This window comes from Streptomyces sp. SJL17-4 (genome assembly GCF_036826855.1).
In the GTDB taxonomy this organism is placed as follows: domain Bacteria; phylum Actinomycetota; class Actinomycetes; order Streptomycetales; family Streptomycetaceae; genus Streptomyces.
Genome location: NZ_CP104578.1, coordinates 6499676 through 6519104, shown reverse-complemented (window position 1 = coordinate 6519104; position 19429 = coordinate 6499676). Strand labels below are relative to the sequence as shown.

The window sequence follows — 19429 nt, the reverse complement described above, 5'->3', positions numbered from 1 at the left end:
CTTTTCGGTGTTCTCGGTGTGCGCGTTCTCGGTGTGCGCGGCGTTCTCGGTGTGCGCGGCGTTCTCGGTGTGCGCGGCGTTCTCGGTGTGCGCGGCGTTCTCGGCGTTCTCGCGTTCGCGGCGTTTCAGCAGGCGCGGGTCATGCGGGACAGCTCCCGGTGGCCTGCTGCCTCCGGGAGCTGTGGGTATTGCGGTGCGGTCCTGACTACAGGTGCGGCAGGATCGCGGGCATCAGGTCCTGGAACGTGCGGCCGTTGGCCGGGTTGCCCAGGGCGGTCATCTGCCAGCCGGAGCCGACCCGGTGCACCTTCGCCATGATCTGCGCGGTGTAGTTGCCGCCACCGTCGAGGGTGTAGCGCGCGAGCTCCTGGCCGTTCGCCTCGTCGACGATGCGGCAGAACGCGTTCTGCACCTCCTGGAACGTCTGGCCGGTGAAGGAGTTCACCGTGAAGACGATCTGGTCGATGTGGACCGGGACCCGCTGGAGGTCGACGAGGATCGCCTCGTCGTCCCCGCCCTGGCCCGCGCCGCCGACCAGGTTGTCACCGGTGTGCTTGACCGAGCCGTCGTCGCTGACCAGGTGACGGAAGAAGACCACGTCGACCGGCTGCTTGTCCGCGAAGAGGACGGCCGAGGCGTCCAGGTCGATCTCCTGCGTGCGCTTGCCGAAGAGACCCCGGCGCGGCGCGGCCTGCCAGCCGAGGCCCATCCGCACCTGGCTGAGGCTGCCCCCACCCTGCTTCTCCAGGCTGATGGCCTGACCCTTGGTCATGTTGACCGACACGCGTTTGCCCCTCTCGTTAGCGTTCCCCGCGCCCGCTGTTCCGGTGCGTGCGGTTGTCGAGCACATTACGCAGCACCACTGACAGCGCGGAGGTGCGGTCCGGTTTTGTGTCGGTCTTGCAACACACCGGACCGCGCGCCGGACACGCGCCGGACCACGCACCCGTTCCCCCACCGGACCGCGTCCGGTCAGGCGAGTCCCGCCTCCTTCATCTGGCGCAACTCCTTCTTCAGCTCTCCCACTTCGTCACGGAGCCGGGCGGCCACCTCGAACTGCAGCTCGGCGGCGGCGGCGCGCATCCGGTCGGTCATCTCCTCGATGATCGCGGCCAGTTCGGTGGCGGGCCGGTCGCCGAGCTCCACAGTGGAACCGGCCTTGCCCCTGCCCTTGACGCCGTGCGCGGCGAGCGAGGGGACGGGGGCCTTGGCGCCCTGGCCCTCCTTCCCCTGCCGGTAGCCGGTGCCGAGGAGTTCCTCGGTGTCGATCTCCTCGCGCGCGATGGTCGCGACGATGTCGTTGATCTTCTTGCGGAGCGGCTGCGGGTCGATGCCGTTCTCCGTGTTGTACGCGATCTGCTTCTCGCGGCGCCGGTTGGTCTCGTCGATGGCCTGCTCCATCGCAGGGGTGATGCGGTCCGCGTACATGTGGACCTGGCCCGAGACGTTTCGCGCGGCGCGGCCGATCGTCTGGATCAGGGAGGTCCCGGAACGCAGGAAGCCCTGCTTGTCGGCGTCGAGGATGGCGACGAGGGACACCTCGGGGAGGTCGAGGCCCTCGCGGAGGAGGTTGATGCCGACGAGGACGTCGTACTCACCGGCGCGCAGCTCGCGCAGCAGCTCGATCCGGCGCAGGGTGTCGACGTCGCTGTGCAGATAGCGCACCTGGATGCCGAGCTCCAGGAAGTAGTCGGTGAGGTCCTCGGCCATCTTCTTGGTGAGGGTGGTGACGAGGACCCGCTCGTCACGCTCGGTGCGCAGTCTGATCTCGTGGACCAGGTCGTCGATCTGGCCCTCGGTGGGCTTGACGACGACCTCGGGGTCGACGAGCCCGGTGGGGCGGATGATCTGCTCGACGAAGCCGTCTCCGCGCGAGAGTTCGTACGTGCCGGGGGTCGCGGAGAGGTAGACCGTCTGGCCGATGCGCTCCTGGAACTCCTCCCACTTCAGCGGGCGGTTGTCCAGGGCGGACGGGAGCCGGAAGCCGTGGTCGACCAGGGTCCGCTTGCGGGAGGCGTCGCCCTCGTACATGGCGCCGATCTGCGGCACGGTGACGTGCGACTCGTCGATGACGAGGAGGAAGTCCTCGGGGAAGTAGTCGATGAGGGTGTTGGGCGCGGAGCCGGGGTCGCGGCCGTCGAAGTGCATCGAGTAGTTCTCGATGCCGGAGCAGGAGCCGATCTGGCGCATCATCTCCAGGTCGTACGTGGTCCGCATGCGCAGGCGCTGGGACTCCAGGTGCTTGCCCTGCTTGTCGAGCTCGGCGAGGCGGCCCTCCAGCTCGCGCTCGATGTCGTTGACCGCGCGCTCCATGCGCTCGGGGCCGGCGACGTAGTGGCTGGCGGGGAACACGTACAGCTCGCGGTCCTCGCTGATGACCTCGCCGGTGAGCGGGTGGAGGGTGGAGAGGGCCTCGATCTCGTCGCCGAACATCTCGATGCGGACGGCGAGCTCCTCGTAGACCGGGAAGATCTCGATGGTGTCGCCGCGGACGCGGAAGGTGCCACGGGTGAACGCCAGGTCGTTCCGCGTGTACTGGATGTCGACGAAGCGGCGGAGCAGCTGGTCGCGGTCGAGCTCGTCGCCGACCTTGAGCGGGACCATCCGGTCCACGTACTCCTGGGGCGTGCCGAGGCCGTAGATGCAGGAGACGGAGGCGACCACGATGACGTCCCTGCGGGTGAGCAGGGAGTTCGTCGCGGAGTGGCGGAGCCGCTCCACCTCCTCGTTGATGGAGGAGTCCTTCTCGATGTACGTGTCCGACTGCGGCACGTACGCCTCGGGCTGGTAGTAGTCGTAGTACGAGACGAAGTACTCGACCGCGTTGTTCGGCAGGAGCTCGCGGAACTCGTTCGCCAGCTGGGCGGCCAGGGTCTTGTTCGGCGCCATCACCAGGGTGGGGCGCTGGAGCTTCTCGATCATCCACGCGGTGGTGGCGGACTTTCCGGTGCCGGTGGCACCGAGGAGCACGACGTCCTTCTCGCCCGCGCGGATACGCCGCTCCAGGTCGGCGATGGCCGTCGGCTGGTCGCCGCTGGGCTGGTAGGAGCTGACGACCTCGAAGGGCGCCACCGAACGTTCGATCTTGGAAACGGGCCGCATGCAACCACCGTACGACCCGGCACTGACACTCGGGTGGTGATCGGCTCGGCGGCGGCCCTCCGTCACCAGTCCTGGGAGCGGTGGCCGGCCCGGGGGACGCTCCTGCGGGCCCCGCGTCCGGCGGGCCGGGCCGTCCAGTTGGCGGGCTCGCCGTAGGACGGTACGTGGCGCGGGGCGGGGACGCCGGGGCGGTGCGGGGTACGGGCGGCGGGGCCCTGCCAGTCCGGATCGCCCATCACGAGCAGCGGGTCGAACATGACGACGACGGCGGCGAGGATCAGGAAGACCGCCGGGCCGATCAGCATCGGCAGCAGCAGCGAGGTGGCGGTGTCGCCGGTGCCCTTGACGGGCTCCGTGCCGTGCAGGTGGACGCTGACCGCCGACATGGCGGTGTAGTGCATACCACTGACGGCGACGCCCATCACCAGGCTCGCACCGAGGCTGGCCAGAAATCCATGGACGGAGACGGCCGCCCAGAGGGCCGTCGTGGCCGCCACGACGGCGATGACCACGGACGTCGCGACGGTGAGCGTGTCGTACTCGATGCGCCCCTGGAGGCGCATCCCGGCCATGCCCAGGTAGTGCATGGTGGCCACGCCGAGGCCGGTGATGGTGCCGCCGGTGACCAGGGTGAGGGCGGTCGCCCCCCGGTATCCGACGATGAAGATCCCGATGCCGACCATCAGGACGGCCACGCCCAGGCTGGCGAAGGTGATGGGCAGGTCGTAGTGGATGGGCGCCTGCTGGACCGAGAAGCCCATCATGGCGATGAAGTGCATGGTCCAGATGCCGGTGCCGATCGAGGTGGCCCCGAGGGCGAGCCAGCCCGCCTTGAAGCTGTCGCGGTGGCGGAGCGATCTCGTGGTGCACCGCAGGCCGAGGGCGCCGCCCAGGCACGCCATGAGAAAGGCCGCCACCGGAGTGACGAGCCCGTAGCTGAATCCGTCGACCGTGCCCTGCATGAGCGTGTGTCCTCCACCCCTGGTGCCACGTCGTCCGAAAACAGTCGGTACCGCTGGGTAGTACTACCGGGGCGAGATTATGGCGCGCCGGGGGCCACGCGACCATGTGACCGGGGAATTTCCGCTCGTGAGACCTGAGCGAGACCGGTTCGTGATCTTGCGTCCGCTTTCCGGGCCCCGTTGTCGGTGGTGGGCCGTACCGTGGGCGGCATGGACATCGAAGCGGGGCCGGAGGGCGGCGGGCGGGCCGTCCCGGTGGAGTGGACGGTCATGGAGTGCGCCATCGGGCCGCTCTTCCTCGCCGCGACCGAGCGGGGACTCGTGCGGGTCGAGTTCCACGCCGACGCGGCGCGGCGGGACCGGATGCTCGACCGGCTGGCGGCGCAGCTCGGCGCGGAGCCGGTGGAGCGCGCCTCGGGGCTGCTCGCGGGCGCGATACGCCGGCTCGACCGGTACTTCGCGGGCGAGCCCGGCGATGTCGATCTGCCCCTGGACTGGAGTCTGACGGCGGGCTTCAACCGGCAGGTGCTGCGCGAGCTGGCGAGCGGTGTGCCGTACGGCACGGTCGTCGGGTACGGGGAGCTGGCCGGACGCGTGGGGCAGCCGGGGGCGGCGCAGGCGGTCGGCGCGGCGATGGGATCCAATCCGCTGCCGGTCGTGGTGCCGTGCCACCGTGTGGTGGAGAGCGACGGCGGTCTCGGCGGCTTCGGAGGCGGTCTCGAGACCAAGCGGCAGCTGCTCGCGCTCGAGGGCGTGCTGCCGGCGCCGCTGTTCTGAGGGCCTCTCCCCCGCCGGGCCGTCGGCTTCCGGCCTCCCCGGGAGGCGTTCCCATCAGTCCGGCCTCACGGGGAGGCGTTCCCATCAGGTGGGACGGCTGGCACACTCACGTAAGTGACCCACACCCCCGGCACCCCTGACGCCACCCTGCCCGGCCACATACCCGGCCCCACCCCCGTCACCGACGCCGAGCTCCCCGCGCTGCGCCGGCGCGTTCAGGCCGTGCTCATCGCCACCCAGATCCTCGGGGGCCTCGGCATCGCCACCGGCGTCGCGCTCGCCGCCGTGCTCGCCAGGGACGTCAGCGGTTCCGAGGCACTGTCCGGTCTCGCGTCGACGGCGACCGTGGCGGGGCCCGCGCTGCTCGCCATGCCGCTGGCCGCCCTGATGGCCTCGCGGGGCCGCCGGGCCGGTCTCGTCCTCGCCTACCTCATCGGCGCGGTCGGCGCCGGGGTCGCCGTGCTCGGGGCGGTCGCCGCGAGCTTCCCCCTGCTGCTCCTCGGCCTCGTGGGCTTCGGCGCCGGATCATCGGCCAACCTGGCGGCCCGATTCGCCGCCGCCGACCTCGCCGCACCGGACCGCAGGGCGCGGGCCATCTCCACCGTGGTGTGGGCGACGACGATCGGGGCGGTCCTGGGCCCGAACATCGCCGCGCCGGCCGGGAAGAGCGTCGCGGGCCTGGGGATACCCGCCACCGCGGGCCCCTTCGTCTGGGCCGCCGGAGTCTTCGTGATCGCGGCGGCCATGGTGGCCGTGCTGCTGCGCCCCGACCCCCTCCTCACCGCCCGCGCGCTCGACGGGACCGGCGCGGGCGAGGCGCCGGAGGAACGCTCCCTGCGGGCCGGGATGCGGGCGGTACGGGAGTCCCCGAAGGCCCGCCTCGCGGTGGTCACCGTCGCGGGCTCGCACACCGCGATGGTGTCGATCATGTCGATGACCCCGGTGGCGCTCACCCACCACGGGGCGGACATCCAGCTGATCGGGCTCGTCATCAGTGGGCACATCGCCGGTATGTACGCCTTCTCGCCCCTGATGGGCTGGCTGTCCGACCGGCTGGGGAGGCTGTCGGTGATCGGGCTCGCGGTCGGGCTGATCGGCGTGGCGGCACTCGTCGCGGGCACGGCGGGGCCCAGCCACGGCCGCACCGCCCTCGGCCTGTTCATCCTCGGCCTCGGCTGGTCGGCGGGTCTGGTGTCCGGCTCGGCGCTGCTCACGGACTCGGTGCCGCAGGCCGCGCGGGCCGCGGTCCAGGGGCTCTCCGACTTCATCATGAACACCGCCGCCGGTGTCGGCGGCCTCGCGGCGGGCCTGATCGTGGCGCAGGCGGGCTACGGACCGCTGAACGCGATCGCGGCCTGCCTGCTGCTGCCGATGGCGGCGCTCGCGCTCCGCGGCTCGCTCCGGAAGGCGTGAGGCTGCGGCAGGCGTGCGGCTGCGGGAGACGTGCGGCTCCGGGAGGCATGAGGCTTCGTACGGTCGGTCAGTGCGGCACCGCCGGGGAGGAGGCCCCGCTCGCCAGGCGGCGCGGGGTGCCCGAACCGTCGGCCGGGACCGACCAGACCGCTCCCCCGTAGCCGTACGCGAGGGTCTCCCGGTCCGTCCACAGCGCCTGGTCGTCGATGCCGCGCCGCTCGGCGACCGCGTGTTCGCGCCCGGTGCCCAGCTCGTACACGTACAGCCGCCACGGCTCGCTCGGGCCGTCGGAGACCCGCTTCTTGAAGGCGAGCCGGGTGCCGTCCGGGGAGAGCGAAGGGCATTCGACGTTCTCCCGCAGGGCCCTGGCGGACCAGTTCCGCATGTCGCCCTCGACGAGATGGGTACGGCCGCCCGTGGAGACGGTGGCGTAGAAGCGGTTGTCGTCGGCGGCGAAGCTGACGCCCCAGTAGTTGACGTCGGGGGCGTGGTGCCGGCGGCCGCCGAGGGTGAGGGGGATCTGCTCGATGTTCTTCACCAGATAGCCGGTCCGCAGATCGAGGATCGAGGTCCGGGTGGAGAAGGACGAGCGGGCGTAGGAGTCTCCGGTCGCGAACATCGTCCAGGCGAGCATGTTCCCCGAGGCCGAGACCCGGGCCCGGCTGGGGATGCCCGGCAGCCCGATCCGCCGCACCTCGCGCAGCTGCCGGTCGAGCACCAGGGCGTACGAGCGGGCCGGGACGCCCGGCCTGCGCTGGAGGCAGAGCGCGGTGGGCCCGGCGGCGTGGAAGCGGTCGCAGGAGGGGCCGCCGACCACCCGGCCGCCGGGGGCGGACGGGTCCACGCGCGCGATGCGGCCGCTCGCGGTGTCCCGCGCGTAGAGCGCGCCGGTGTCACGGTCGAGGGTGAAGCCGGGGGCGGCGGTCCCGGCGACCGCGGCCTCGCGGCCCGAGGCCGCGCGCAGCGTGTAGGCGGTGGCCCCGCCGCCGAGCAGCAGAAGGGCGAGTACGAGGATCCACACGCGCGTACGGGTGGACGGGCGGGCGCCGGTCAGGTCGGACATGGGTCGGTCGCTCCTCTCGGAGGGCTCGAATCGGAGGGCTCGGAAGGAGTCGTGGGGAGCAGCCGCGCGGCGCAGCACAGGGCCGCCGTGAGGGCGAGCAGCGCCGTGACGAGCGCGGTCTCCGGCCCGCTCGCGGTCCAGACGGCGCCGAACGCGACGGCGGCGCCGAGCCGGGCGAGCGCCTGCGCGGTCTGGACGACGGCGAGGCCGCTCGCCTGCCGGCCCTCGCTCAGGAAGGGCCCGGCCAGGGCCATCAGGACACCGTCGGTGGCGGCGTAGAAGACCCCGAGCAGGAGGAGGACGCCCAGGAGGACCACGGGGTCGGGCAGCGGGGCGAGGAGCAGTCCGTAGGCGAGGAGGAGGGCCCCGTGCCCGTACAGGAGCGGTGCTCGCCGCCCGATCCGGTCGGCGAGGCGTCCGGCGGGGACGGCGAGCAGCAGATAGACGCCGGCCGCGCCGAGCGGCAGGAACGGGAACCAGGTCGCGTCGAACGCGAGCCGTCGCTGGAGCAGCAGGTAGACGAAGGCGTCGCCGATGGTGGCGGCGCCGAGGATTCCGGCGCAGATCACGATCCGTCGGTACCCGGGCGAGCGCAGCCCGCCCAGCAGTCCACCGAGGAAGCCGCCACGCGCGCGTGGCTCCGCGGACCCGCCACGCGCGCGTGGTTCCGCCGGGAGGACGGGTGCCTTCTCGTCGCCCCGTGTCCGCCCGGGGACGAGCAGCACCCACAGCAGGACGCCGAACGCCCCGACGCTGAAGCTGACGGCGAAGACGGCGTCGTACGCGTCGGCGGTCGCCCACAGCAGCGCGAAGGCGGCCAGGGGGCCGAGGAGGGCGCCGGTGGTGTCCATGGCCCTGTGCGTGCCGAAGGCGCGGCCCAGGTCCTCGGGTGGGCTGTGCAGGGTGATGAGGGCGTCGCGCGGGGCGGTGCGGACGCCCTTGCCGAGCCGGTCGGCGGTGATCGCGGTCGCGATCCAGCCGGTCGCGCCGCCGGCGAGGAGGAGGCCGAGCCGGGAGCAGGCGGACAGGGCGTAGCCGAGTCCGCCGATCTGCTTGTGGCGGCCGCCGCGGTCGGCGGTGGCGCCGCCGAGGAGTCGTACGAGCGCGGTGGCACCGGTCGAGAGGCCGTCGAGCAGCCCGAACTGGAGTGGGGAGAGGCCGAGTCCGAGGACCAGGTAGAGCGGCAGGACGGCCGTCACCATCTCCGAGGAGACGTCGGTGACCAGGCTGACCGCGCCGAGGGCGAGGACGGTGCCGGGGACGCGCCGCCGGACCCCCGAGGGGGCGGGCGGCGCGTCGGGGCGACCGGTGGTCGCGAGGTACATCAGTGGCAGGTGTAGGTCGGGCCGGAGTCCTTCACCTGGTTGTCGGTGCCGACGTACTGCCAGGTGTAGGTGGTGTCGGTGAGGTCGAGCTTCAGGACGCCGTACGAACCGGTGATCCGCTTCTGGCTGTTGGGCTGGACCGTCTCGATGTCGTAGGGGTCGGCGCCGCCCATGCCGCCGACGATCTCGACGATGCCGTCGGCGGTGGCGCGACCGTTGGGGTCCTGCGGGGCGAAGCGCTCGTAGTGGTGGTCGTGTCCGTTGAGCACCAGGTCGGCCTTGGCGTCGTAGAGGATCTGCCAGACGGGCTTGGACACGGGGTCGTTGCCGTGGCCGCCGGAGGAGTACAGCGGGTGGTGGAAGTAGGCGGCGACGCAGCCCTTGGTGTTCCGCGCGAGGTCGTCCTTGAGCCACTGGATCTGCGCGGCGTCGTCGAAGGAGTTGGAGTCGAGGGCGACGAAGTGCCAGTTGCCCTGGTCGTAGCTGTAGTACGGCTTGCCCTGCGGGTAGGCGATGGAGCCGAAGTAGGCCTTGTAGCCGGCGAGCGGGCCGGCCGGGTCGTAGGTCTCGTGGTTGCCGGGCACGGGGCGGGTCTTCGCCTTGAAGGCGCCCCAGGACTTGTCGTAGTAGTTGCGGAAGTCGGAGAGCAGGGCGTCGTCGTACTGGTTGTCGCCCATCGTCAGGTAGAAGGACGGCGCGATCCGCTGGGCCAGGGCCGCGGTCTTGGGGTGGGCGCAGGAGCTGCTGGAGGCCGTGCACTGGGCGGCGATGTCGCCGGCCGCGACGACGGTGAAGGCGCCGGTGGGCGGCTCCGTGGTGCCGGTGGTGCCGTAGACCTCCACCGTGAAGAGCGAGTAGCCGTACGAGGTGCCGCGGGCGGTCCCGTACACGCGGAGGTGGCGGCCCTGGCCGGTGAGTCCGGTCCAGTCGTCCGTGCCGCCGTTCCCCGCGGTCTCGGTGGCGAGGCGGGTCCAGGTGGTGCCGTCGGCGGAGATCTCCACGCGGTAGGCCTTGGCGTACGCGGCCTCCCAGACGAGCTTGACGCGGGAGACGGTGGCCGAGGGGCCGAGGTCGACCCGGATCCACTGGGGGTCGACGCCTTCGGCGCTGGCCCAGCGGGTGGTGGAGACGCCGTCGAAGGCCTTCTCCGGGCCGAAGGTGCTGTCCTCGACGGAGGAGGACGTGGCCGGTCGGCCCTGGGAGATCAGGACGTCGGCGGCGGCTCCGGCCCGGTCCGGTAGGGCGAGCAGGAGCCCGCCGACGAGCAGCAGCACGGCGGCGAGGACGAAGGGGAGAGGGGTCGTGGTGCGGCGGGGTGGGGCGGAGGCGTTCAGGCGCATACCTGGGCTCCCTGGCCTGTGGGGTCGGCGAGAGCTGGACACCGGTGCGGCGCACCACGGGCCTGCCGCGCGGCAGCGGGCCGGGGCGCCCGTGCCGTGGGGTACGGACACGGGCGACCGGCCGGGTGGCGATTCGGGATGCCACACGGCGGGTGGTGCTCGGCGGCCGGGTCAGAGCTCTCGCTGAGCGCGTCACGCCCCTTGGGGTGGGGCGCCGCGCCAAGCCGCTGCCGCGGATGCTAGCCGATAGGAAGGTTTCCTACCAGACCTCAGGTCGAGGCTGCCCACGGTGACTTCAGAGACTGATGTGGTACGCCTTGCGCAGGGTCTCGTGCACGGTCCAGGTCGTCCGGTCCCCCTCGCGCAGCACACAGGCGTCACCGGGCCCGAGCTCCAGGGTGTCCCCGCCCTCGACGGCGACGGTCGCCCGGCCGGAGACCACCACGAAGAGCTCGTTGGCCTCGGTGTCGGTGACGACGCCGGGCGTGATCTGCCAGATGCCGCGCAGCTGCTTGCCGTCGGCGGACTCCCACAGCACCTTGCCCGTCACCTCGGGCGTACCGGAGACGATCTGGGCGGGGTCGAGCGGCTCCACCTCCAGCTCCTCGTCGGGGATGTGTACGGCGAAGGAGGGCTGGTCATGTGTCGTCATGGGCGGTGACTGTAGCGGGGGTCCAAGGCCGCTCCGAGGCCGGGACCAGCTGGACGAAAGCCCTCCGCTTCGCCTTCCACCAGGCGTGACGCCCGGAACCCGAGACGACGACGAAATCCGCACGACCCCTTCGGCGAAGCACCGGACGGGTGGCGCGGCCGCCCCGGACGATCCCGCCGGGCACCCCGTGACGGAATCCGAAGGCGCCCCCACCGTGTGGCTGGAGCTCGCCAACGAGGTTTGCGGGGCCGGTGGTCGCGCCAGGAATGGGACATGTCCACACAGGTGTCCGAAGAGGTCCGCGAGGCGCTCCACGAGGGGCGTCCCGTCGTCGCGCTGGAATCGACGATCATCGCCCACGGTCTGCCGCGCCCGCGAAACCTGGCGGTGGCCCTGGAACTGGAGGAGCTGGTACGGGACGGGGGCGCCGTCCCCGCCACGATCGCCGTGGTCGACGGCACGGCCAGGGTCGGCCTGGACCGGGCGGCGCTGACCCGGATCGCCGAGGACCCGGCGGTGCGGAAGCTCGGGCACCGCGACCTCGCCCCGGCCCTGGCGACCGGCGTCACCGGGGCGACGACGGTCTCGGCGACGGCCTGGCTCGCGGACGCGGCCGGCATACGGGTGTTCGCGACCGGAGGCCTCGGCGGTGTGCATCGCGAGTGGACGGACACCCAGGACGAGTCCGCCGACCTGCGGCTGCTCGCCCGCGTCGGAACCACCGTCGTGTGCGCCGGGGTCAAGTCGATCCTCGACGTGCCCGCGACGCTCCAGCGCCTGGAGACGCTCGGCGTGACGGTCGTCGGCTACGGCACGGACCGGTTCCCCGGCTTCTATCTCGCCTCCTCGGGCGAGCCGGTCGACTGGACCCTGCGGACCCCGGAGGCGGTGGCCGAGGTGATACGCGCCCAGGACCGGCTCGGCGGGTCGCGGGCGGCGCTGATCGTGGCCAACCCGGTGCCGGTGGCGGAGCAGCTGGATCCCGCGCTGCACGACCGGGTGCTCGCGGGCGGTCTGGCGGCGGCGAAGGAGAAGGGGATCACCGGGCAGGCGGTGACGCCCTTCCTGCTCGAATACCTGACGGTGCACACGGAAGGGGCGTCCCTGGAGGCCAATCTGGCGGCGGTACGGGGCAATGTGCGGCTCGCGGCGAGGATCGCGGGGGCGTACGGGGCGGGGAGGGCGCCCGGTACCGAACCCGCGCCCGGTACCGAACCGGCGGGCGGCTCCGGGTCTGCGCCCGGTGACGAGCCCGCGCGCGGCTCCGGGCCCGCACCGGGCTCCGGGTCCGCACCCGGCGCGAGCGGCCGGTGAGCCGGGCAGCGGGTGCGCTGCTCGTCGTCGGGGACGTGGTCACGGACGTCGTCGCCCGGCACCGGACACCGCTGGCGCCCGCGACCGACACGGCGGCGGAGATACGGACCCTGCCGGGCGGTGCCGGAGCCAACGCGGCGTGCTGGGCGGCGCGTTCCGGCTGCCCCGACGTGCGCGTCCTCGGCCGGGTGGGGACGGACGCGGCCGACTGGCACGAGCGAGCACTTCGGCACGCGGGCGTGCGTCCCCTGCTCGTCCCGGACGCGGAGGCGGCGACGGCCACCGTGATCGCGCTGGTGGACTCCTCGGCGGAGCGGACGTTCCTCACCGACAGCGGCGCCGCCCTGCGCCTCTCCCCCGGTGACTGGTCGGCCGGCCTGCTCGACGGCGTGGCCCGGCTGCATCTCTCCGGCTACCTGTTCTTCGCCGAGCCGAGCCGCGAGACAGCCCGGCTGGCACTGCGGGACGCACGGGAGGCGGGGGTGCCGGTGAGTGTGGACCCGGCGTCGGCGGGGTTCCTGGCGGAGCTGGGAATGGAGCGGTTCCTCGCGGCGACGGACGGCGCGGAGGTGCTGCTGCCCAATGCCGACGAGGCCCGGTCGCTCACCGGGCGTGACGAACCGGAGGTGGCGGCCGCGGAGTTGAGCCGCCGTTTCCCGCTGGTCGTGGTCACCCTCGGGGCGGCGGGGGCGCTGGTCGCCGAGGACGGCACGGTGACCGCGCGAGTGGCGGCGCCTGCGGCGCGGCCGGTGGACTCCACGGGCGCGGGCGACGCGTTCACCGGCGCCTTCCTGGCGGCCCGGCTCGCGGGCGCGGACCCCGCGAAGGCCGCGGAGGAGGGCTGCCGCGCGGGCGCGGTGGCGGTCACGGTGGTCGGCGGGAGACCACCGGCCGGACCGCCGGCGCCGGGCGCCTGACGCCAGACGCCTGGCGTCTGATGCCTGACGCGAGGAGCTTCACGAGCACGGGGCGAAGCCGCGAGCGCGAGGCGAAGCCCCCCAGCCCCCGCCCCTCTAGCTGCCGAACCCCGTCCAGGCCGGGTGGCGCGGGTCGTCCGCGCGGACGACCACATCCGCCGCGTCGCCGGGATCGACCTCCGACTCGTACCGGGCGAAGGCCGGCAGCGTCCAGGCCTCCTCGGTGCGCCGGGCGAGCGCGGCGGCCGAGAGCCGCAGGTGCACGGTGAGGTCGAAGGGGAACCAGTGGCCGAGCAGGAAGGGCCCGTGCAGCACGAGCACCCCGCCGGGCGGCAGCGTCACGTACGGGCTGCGGGTCGCACGGTCCTTCACCGGGTCCCACAGGTCGGGCAGCACCCGCCCGGTGCCGCCGGGCTCCAGCGGCCCGAAGACCTCCCGCCACAGCGCCCCGGTGTCGGTCCACCCGTCGTAGTACGCGTCCGGGTCCTGCTTCCCGTACTCGTACCGCAGCGACGCGGGCCGCAGGAAGCCGCCGGTCCCCGCGACGAGGACGGAGCGCCCGCGCGTCCGCAGCGCCCCGGCGAGCTGTTCGGCGAACTCGCCGCCGGGCGCGGCGGGCGGCCCGTCCACGGCGACCTTGAGCCAACCACTCCCGTCCGCCGGCGCGGCCCCGTCGAGCCGCCGGGCCAGCGCCTCCGCCAGCCGTTCCCAGGTGATCGCCTCGTATCGCATCCCGCTCATCCCACTCGACCCGCGTCTCCCGACCATCCTGCCCGCATGTCCGGCGGCCCGTCGTCGCCGGGACCGCGCAGGGGAACCCCGAACCGGTCCGCCAGGGCCCGTGCGGTGGCGAGGGGCCCCGCCCAGTCGACCCCCTGCCACCGGGCCAGCGGATGCGGCCGTTCCGCCTCGCCGGGGAGGACGGCGCCGAGCAGCAGGATCCAGCCCCAGGTGTCCCCGTCCCACTCCAGTTCCAGGGCGACGGGCCGACGGGGCAGCGCCGAGGCCTGCTCGGCGAGCGCGTCCACGTCCTGGCGCGGCAGCGGTACGAGCCGGTCCGCCAGGATCTCCTCGCGTACGGCGCCGAGGGCGACGCAGTCGTTCAGGTCGGGCCGCGGGAGAACGCCCGCCTGCCAGATCTCACGGACCGCCATCAGCCGTTGCCGCCGGATCACCAGGGCGTCCACCCGTTCGCGGGTCTCCCACGGCAGGGCCGACCAGAGCTCGTGCGCCAGTTCGTACACCACGGCTTGACCTTGTCACTGGCGTCACTGTTTGACCATCGGATTCATGGACACCATCACACCCACCAGGGTCGCCGTCGTCACCGGTGCGGGCACCGGCATCGGCCGGGCCACCGCCCGCGCCTTCGCCCGTCAGGGGGCGACGGTCCTCGCCGTCGGCCGCAGGGCCGAGCCGCTGCGGGAGACCGCCGAGGGGCATCCAGGCATCCACCCGCACGTCGCCGACGTCACGGCGGAGGGCGCGGCCGAGGAGATCGTCCGTGCCGCCGTGACCGGCCACGGCCGTCTCGACGTCCTCGTCAACAACGCCGGGATCTCCCTCGGCGGCCCGCTCGGGACCCTCGACCGCTCGGTGATCGCCCCGCTCCTGGAGACCAATCTCGTCGCCCCCGTCCTGCTGACCCAGGCCGCCCTCCCCGCGCTCCGGGAGTCGCGGGGCGTCGTGGTGAACGTGACGACGACGATCGGCCAGCGCGGCTGGCCGGCCAACTCCTTCTATCCGGCGACCAAGAGCGCCCTGGAGACCCTGACCCGCTGCTGGGCGGTGGAGCTCGCACCTGACGGTGTACGGGTGGTGGCGGTCGCCCCCGGCCCGATCGAGACCCCGATCGCGGACCACATGGGTCTCTCCCCCGAGCGGCTGGAGGCCTTGCGGGCCTGGCAGCTCGCGCACGTTCCGCTGGGCCGCATCGGCCGCCCCGAGGAGGTCGCCTGGGCGATCACCTCGCTCGCGGCGCCGGACGCCTCCTTCCTGACCGGCACCGTCCTGCCCGTCGACGGGGGTGCGCTGGTCGCGTGATAGGAGTGGTCGAGGAGGTGGCGTCCTTGCGCATCGGTGAACTGGCCCGGCGGACCGGGGTGTCGCCGCGCGCCCTGCGCCACTACGAGGCGGCGGGACTGATCACGTCGACCCGCGCGGCCAACGGATACCGGGTGTACGACGAGGGCGCCGTGACGCGCGTGTCGAACATCCGGTACCTCCTGGACGCCGGCCTCACCCTGGACGACGTGTCCGCGTTCCGTTCCTGCCTGGACGGTGACGTGCCCTCGGCCCCACCGTCCCCCCGCGGCCTGGAGATCGCCCGCGAGCGGCTGGCCGTGCTCGACGCGCGGATCGCGGCCCAGACCGAGGCCCGGAACCGGCTGGCACGAAGCCTGGGCGTGGTGTCGGACCGGTCCTGATCCCCCCGGGGGCCCGTCGTTACGCCTGTGCGGCCCGCACGGACCGTTCCAGCGCCGCGCGCCCCGTCGCGATGGCCTCGGCGAGCGTCGACTCCCCGCCCGCGAGGGCCCGGCAGGTCGCCGCGTCGGTCCGCAGCCGGGCGTCGGGCACCTCGGCCGTACCAGAGCCGTACACCCCGTCCCCGTACGACACGGCACCGTCGCCCCCGACCCGTACGAAGAACTCGCCCTCGTCCAGGGTCACCTGGACGACTCCGGCGCCCAGTTCGGCGAGCGCCCCGAGCAGCGGGATCGCGTACCAGTGGGCTCGGACGGCGTCGGTGGGCCGCGGTTCGCCCAGGTCGGGCGCCCCCCAGGCGGCGAGGGTGCGCAGCACGGGCAGCAGTTCGCGGCCGCGCGCGGTGAGCTCGTACACGAACGCCGAGGCGGGCGGCGGCAGTCGGCGACGGGTGACCAGCTCGGCGCCCTCCATGTCCTTGAGGCGGCCGGCGAGCATGTCGGTGCTGACGCCCGGAAGGTCGGCGTGGAGGTCGGTGTAGCGGCGCGGCCCGGCGAGGAGTTCGCGGACGACGAGCAGGGTCCAGCGGTCGCCGACGAGGTCGAGGGCGCGCGCGGCGGCACAGTGCTGGTCGTAGCTGCGGCGGCGTGGCTGACGTGGCATGCGACGCAGTCTAGACATGTTGTTGGACTTTCCAAGCTCGAACTTGGTAAAACCAAGCAACACTGATTCCGGGGACTTGGGGAGGTCGGACATGGAGTTCCGGCAGTCGAGCAAGCTGAGCGAGGTCTGTTACGAGATCCGGGGCCCGGTCATCGAGCACGCCAACGCGCTGGAGGAGGCGGGCCACAGCGTCCTGCGCCTCAACACCGGCAACCCGGCGCTCTTCGGCTTCGAGGCCCCCGAGGAGATCGTCCAGGACATGATCCGGATGCTCCCCAAGGCCCACGGATACACCGACTCGCGCGGCATCCTCTCCGCCCGCCGTGCCGTCGCCCAGCGCTACCAGTCCATGGGCCTGCCGGACGTGGACGTCGACGACATCTTCCTCGGCAACGGCGTGTCCGAGCTGATCTCGATGGCCGTCCAGGCCCTCCTGGAGGACGGTGACGAGGTCCTCGTACCCGCCCCCGACTACCCGCTGTGGACGGCGGTGATCACGCTCGCGGGCGGCAAGCCCGTGCACTACCTGTGCGACGAGTCCGCCGACTGGTACCCGGACCTCGACGACATGGCGTCGAAGATCACCGACCGCACCAGGGCCATCGTCGTCATCAACCCCAACAACCCCACGGGCGCCGTCTATCCGAGGGAGGTCCTGGAGGGCATCTTCGACCTCGCCCGGCGCCACGGCCTGATGGTCTTCGCCGACGAGATCTACGACCAGATCGTCTACGACGAGGCCGTCCACCACCCGGCCGCCTCGCTCGCCCCCGACCTGGTCGTCCTCACCTTCGGCGGGCTCTCCAAGACGTACCGGGTGGCGGGCTTCCGCTCCGGCTGGCTGGTCGTCACCGGCCCGAAGCAGCACGCCAGGAACTATCTGGAGGGCCTCACCATGCTGGCCTCCATGCGGCTCTGCCCCAACGCCCCCGCGCAGTACGCCATCCAGGCCGCGCTCGGCGGCCGGCAGTCGATCCACGAGCTGACCGCGCCGGGCGGCAGGCTGCGCGAACAGCGCGACCGGGCCTGGGAGAAGCTCAACGAGATCCCCGGCGTCTCCTGTGTGAAGCCGAAGGGAGCGCTGTACGCCTTCCCCCGCCTCGACCCCGCCGTGCACAGGATCCACGACGACGAGAAGTTCGTCCTCGACCTGCTCCTGCGCGAGAAGATCCAGGTCGTCCAGGGCACCGGCTTCAACTGGCCCCGCCCGGACCACTTCCGCATCCTGACCCTGCCGTACGCCGACGACCTGGACGCCGCGATCAGCCGCATCGGCCGCTTTCTGAGCGGCTACCGGCAGTGACGCGCCACCCCCTCAACTGTCATGATCTGAGGGCCTGAAGATCCTTCGGGCCGATGAACGGACGGCAGGACGGGAGGGGGCGCCCGGTCATGGATGTGGCGCTGATAGCGGTGGCGGGGACCCTGTTGGGCGTCATCGCCACGCACTGGTTCCAGGGGCGGGCCACCGAGCGCACCGCCTCGCTGGCCCGGACCGAACAGCTCCGCCAGGAGCGGATCGCGACCTACAGCGCCTACGCGGGCGCGGTCGTCGACTACCGGCACAGCCAGAACGACCGCTGGTTCCGGGCGGCCGAGGAGCCCGGCTCGGAGGAGGCGGAGGAGTCCCGCCACGCCTCCTACCGGCAGCGGACCGCCGCCCGGCAGGCCCTCTTCCGCGTGCAGCTGGTCTGCGACGACCCACAGGTCCGGCGGCTGGCCGAGGCCGCCTTCGAGCAGGCCCACTGCATGCACGAGGCACGGGGAGAGACCGAGCGCGCCCGTCGCTCGGCGGAGGCGAAGGAAGCGCTCGCCGAGTTCATCGCCGCGGCCGCGCCCGGCGTGCGCTGAGCGGGGCCCGGACATGGACCTCGTCGCACCCGTGGTCGTCGAGCCGCTCAGGCGCCGCCGCTGCTCGGAGTGCCGGCAGGGGCCCCTGGAGCGGATGATCGTCGAGTTCAACGCCCCGGTCTGTCTCGACTGCGCCGACCTCGGGCATCTCGTCTTCCTGCGGCGGGGCGACACGGCGCTCACCCGCCGGGCCCGCGAGGGCAGCACGCTCTGGGCGGTGGTCGTACGCCACAACCGGCGCCGCACCCGGTACGAGCGTCAGGGCCTGCTCGTCGAGGAGGCGGCGCTCGCCGCGGCGGAGCTGTCCTGCCTGGCGGACGCGGAGGCCCGGGCCAGGCGCCGGGCGCGGGACGCCGTACGGCGCGCGGCGCTCGACGTGGAGATCACCGAGGTCCTCCGGGCGGAGATCCTGCGGCTCTTCCCGTCCGTCCCGGCGGACCGGGCCACGGAGATCGCCGTCCACGCCTCGGCGAAGGGCAGTGGACGGGTGGGGCGCACGGCGGCGGGCCGCTCGCTCGACCGCGGCGCCGTCACGGCCGCGGTGCGCGCCTCCGTACGCCATGTCGACACGCCGTACGACACCTTGCTGATGCGGGGTGTTCCTCGGCACCAGGCCCGGACGAGGGTGGCGCCCGCCATCGAGGCGGTGCTCCGGGCCTGGCGTCGCGGCGGCGGGGACGCCGACGGCCGGGGGCGCGGCTGACAACTCGGGTGTCAGCCCACGTCGGCCCGGCCGCGAGGACGGAAGCGTCAGGCCTGGTCCCCGGCGCGGCGGGCGCGACGGTACAGCAGGGCTCCACCGAGGAGCAGCGCGGCGCTCGCGGCGCCGGTGTACCCGATGCTGTCGGAACCGGTGGCGGCCAGCGCGACCGTGCTCTTCTCGCCCTGCGGAGCGGGGAGCGGAACGGGCTTCGCCGTCTCGGTCTCGGTCTCCGGCTGGGGAACCGGCACGTTCCGGACGGGGGTCTGCGGGCGCGGCGTCGGCGTCTCCACCGGCGGCGTGGGCTTCGAGGGGCCGTTGACCGACGTGTTGCCGAAGACCGGGTTGAGGATGCCCACCACGTTGACCGAGTTGCCGCTGACGTTCACGGGGAGGTCGACGGGCAGCTGGAGGCCGTTCCCGGAGAGCACGCCGGGAGAGCCCGCGACGTGGGTCTCGGCCGTGGACCCGCCGCCGTTGGCGGAACCGGCGTCGGTGGACCCGCCGCCGTGCGAACCGCCTGCCTGCTCTCCGCCGCGCGGGGTGCCGGGCTCGTCCTTGTGGGAGCCGCCGTCCTCCGAGCCGTAGCCGTCGGGCTCCTTCTCCGCGGAGCGGTTGGCGCAGCCGTTGCCGAAGGCCGGGTTGAGCAGGCCGACGACGCTGACCGTGTTGCCGCAGACGTTGACCGGCACGTGCACCGGCAGCTGCACCGTATTGCCGGAGCCGACGCCCGGCGAACCGACCGCGGCGCCCTGCGCGCCGGAGTCGGCGTGCGCGGCGCCGGCCGAGAGGGCGATCGCCCCACCCGTGACCAACAGTGTGGCCAGACCACTTCGGCGAATCTGCCTCATGGCTTCCTGCCTTCCGGAGGTGTGCGGGCAAGTGCCCGTACCGGAATCAACGCGACAAACGCACGTGCCGGATCA

Annotated in this window: 20 protein-coding genes; 9 read left to right on the top strand and 11 right to left on the bottom strand. The window is 73.0% G+C overall.

The window, feature by feature from the left end; genetic code table 11:
* Positions 1-205: 205 nt before the first annotated feature.
* From N5875_RS29295 to N5875_RS29285, 3 genes are all read right to left on the bottom strand, one after another.
* Positions 206-784, bottom strand: coding sequence for a TerD family protein (locus N5875_RS29295; protein WP_055601217.1), 579 nt, complete (start codon positions 782-784; stop codon positions 206-208).
* 188 nt (positions 785-972) lie between these two features.
* Positions 973-3102, bottom strand: coding sequence for an excinuclease ABC subunit UvrB (uvrB, locus tag N5875_RS29290; protein WP_318207195.1), 2130 nt, complete (start codon positions 3100-3102; stop codon positions 973-975).
* A gap of 62 nt (positions 3103-3164) precedes the next feature.
* A complete protein-coding gene (locus N5875_RS29285) occupies positions 3165-4064 on the bottom strand; it encodes an MHYT domain-containing protein (protein ID WP_338497159.1) in 900 nt (299 codons plus the stop codon).
* A 210-nt stretch (positions 4065-4274) separates the two neighbouring features.
* Between N5875_RS29285 and N5875_RS29280 the strand changes: the two genes are divergently transcribed.
* Positions 4275-4841: a methylated-DNA--[protein]-cysteine S-methyltransferase gene (locus N5875_RS29280; protein ID WP_318207197.1), complete on the top strand. Its 567-nt coding sequence runs from the start codon at positions 4275-4277 to the stop codon at positions 4839-4841.
* A 147-nt stretch (positions 4842-4988) separates the two neighbouring features.
* Complete coding sequence (locus tag N5875_RS29275) at positions 4989-6254, top strand: MFS transporter (RefSeq protein ID WP_338499297.1); 1266 nt, start codon at positions 4989-4991, stop codon at positions 6252-6254.
* Positions 6255-6321: 67 nt separating this feature from the next.
* Here N5875_RS29275 and N5875_RS29270 read toward each other — a convergent pair whose 3' ends face one another.
* The 4 genes from N5875_RS29270 to N5875_RS29255 all read right to left on the bottom strand — a co-directional run bounded on the left by N5875_RS29270 (position 6322) and on the right by N5875_RS29255 (position 10634).
* Positions 6322-7317, bottom strand: a complete 996-nt coding sequence (locus N5875_RS29270; protein WP_318207198.1) for a hypothetical protein — start codon at positions 7315-7317, stop codon at positions 6322-6324.
* Positions 7305-8642, bottom strand: a complete 1338-nt coding sequence (locus N5875_RS29265; protein WP_338497157.1) for an MFS transporter — start codon at positions 8640-8642, stop codon at positions 7305-7307. The genes N5875_RS29270 and N5875_RS29265 overlap by 13 nt, the downstream gene beginning before the upstream one ends.
* Entirely contained in the window at positions 8642-9982 is a 1341-nt protein-coding gene (locus tag N5875_RS29260) for a discoidin domain-containing protein (protein WP_318207200.1), read from the bottom strand. The genes N5875_RS29265 and N5875_RS29260 overlap by 1 nt, the downstream gene beginning before the upstream one ends.
* 295 nt (positions 9983-10277) lie before the next feature.
* On the bottom strand, positions 10278-10634 hold the full coding sequence (locus N5875_RS29255) for a cupin domain-containing protein (protein ID WP_338497153.1): 357 nt from the start codon (positions 10632-10634) through the stop codon (positions 10278-10280).
* Between the two features lie 273 nt (positions 10635-10907).
* On the opposite strand from N5875_RS29255, the gene N5875_RS29250 reads away from it, so the two are divergent.
* Together N5875_RS29250 and N5875_RS29245 are read left to right on the top strand one after the other, a co-directional pair.
* On the top strand, positions 10908-11948 hold the full coding sequence (locus N5875_RS29250; protein ID WP_338497150.1) for a pseudouridine-5'-phosphate glycosidase: 1041 nt from the start codon (positions 10908-10910) through the stop codon (positions 11946-11948).
* Complete coding sequence (locus N5875_RS29245) at positions 11945-12865, top strand: PfkB family carbohydrate kinase (RefSeq protein ID WP_318207203.1); 921 nt, start codon at positions 11945-11947, stop codon at positions 12863-12865. Before N5875_RS29250 ends, N5875_RS29245 begins: the two co-directional genes overlap by 4 nt.
* Before the next feature lie 96 nt (positions 12866-12961).
* Here N5875_RS29245 and N5875_RS29240 read toward each other — a convergent pair whose 3' ends face one another.
* Together N5875_RS29240 and N5875_RS29235 are read right to left on the bottom strand one after the other, a co-directional pair.
* Positions 12962-13597 (bottom strand): uridine kinase, encoded by a 636-nt coding sequence (locus tag N5875_RS29240; RefSeq protein ID WP_338499296.1) that lies wholly within the window; start codon positions 13595-13597, stop codon positions 12962-12964.
* 5 nt (positions 13598-13602) lie between these two features.
* Positions 13603-14112: a hypothetical protein gene (locus N5875_RS29235; RefSeq protein WP_318207204.1), complete on the bottom strand. Its 510-nt coding sequence runs from the start codon at positions 14110-14112 to the stop codon at positions 13603-13605.
* 43 nt (positions 14113-14155) lie between these two features.
* Here N5875_RS29235 and N5875_RS29230 point away from each other — a divergent pair, with 43 nt between their 5' ends.
* Both N5875_RS29230 and N5875_RS29225 read left to right on the top strand, forming a co-directional pair.
* A complete protein-coding gene (locus N5875_RS29230) occupies positions 14156-14908 on the top strand; it encodes an SDR family oxidoreductase (protein ID WP_318207205.1) in 753 nt (250 codons plus the stop codon).
* A 26-nt stretch (positions 14909-14934) separates the two neighbouring features.
* On the top strand, positions 14935-15291 hold the full coding sequence (locus N5875_RS29225) for a MerR family transcriptional regulator (RefSeq protein ID WP_318207392.1): 357 nt from the start codon (positions 14935-14937) through the stop codon (positions 15289-15291).
* 19 nt (positions 15292-15310) lie between these two features.
* Here the strand turns inward: N5875_RS29225 and N5875_RS29220 are convergent, their stop codons facing one another.
* A complete protein-coding gene (locus N5875_RS29220; RefSeq protein ID WP_318207206.1) occupies positions 15311-15952 on the bottom strand; it encodes a helix-turn-helix domain-containing protein in 642 nt (213 codons plus the stop codon).
* Positions 15953-16043: 91 nt separating this feature from the next.
* Between N5875_RS29220 and N5875_RS29215 the strand changes: the two genes are divergently transcribed.
* The 3 genes from N5875_RS29215 to N5875_RS29205 all read left to right on the top strand — a co-directional run bounded on the left by N5875_RS29215 (position 16044) and on the right by N5875_RS29205 (position 18506).
* Complete coding sequence (locus N5875_RS29215; RefSeq protein ID WP_338497147.1) at positions 16044-17255, top strand: pyridoxal phosphate-dependent aminotransferase; 1212 nt, start codon at positions 16044-16046, stop codon at positions 17253-17255.
* Between the two features lie 89 nt (positions 17256-17344).
* A complete protein-coding gene (locus tag N5875_RS29210; protein WP_338497145.1) occupies positions 17345-17803 on the top strand; it encodes a hypothetical protein in 459 nt (152 codons plus the stop codon).
* A gap of 13 nt (positions 17804-17816) precedes the next feature.
* Positions 17817-18506, top strand: a complete 690-nt coding sequence (locus N5875_RS29205) for a DUF2293 domain-containing protein (protein WP_318207209.1) — start codon at positions 17817-17819, stop codon at positions 18504-18506.
* A gap of 47 nt (positions 18507-18553) precedes the next feature.
* On the opposite strand, the gene N5875_RS29200 is transcribed toward N5875_RS29205, so the two are convergent.
* A complete protein-coding gene (locus tag N5875_RS29200; RefSeq protein ID WP_338497142.1) occupies positions 18554-19354 on the bottom strand; it encodes a chaplin in 801 nt (266 codons plus the stop codon).
* Positions 19355-19429: the final 75 nt, after the last annotated feature.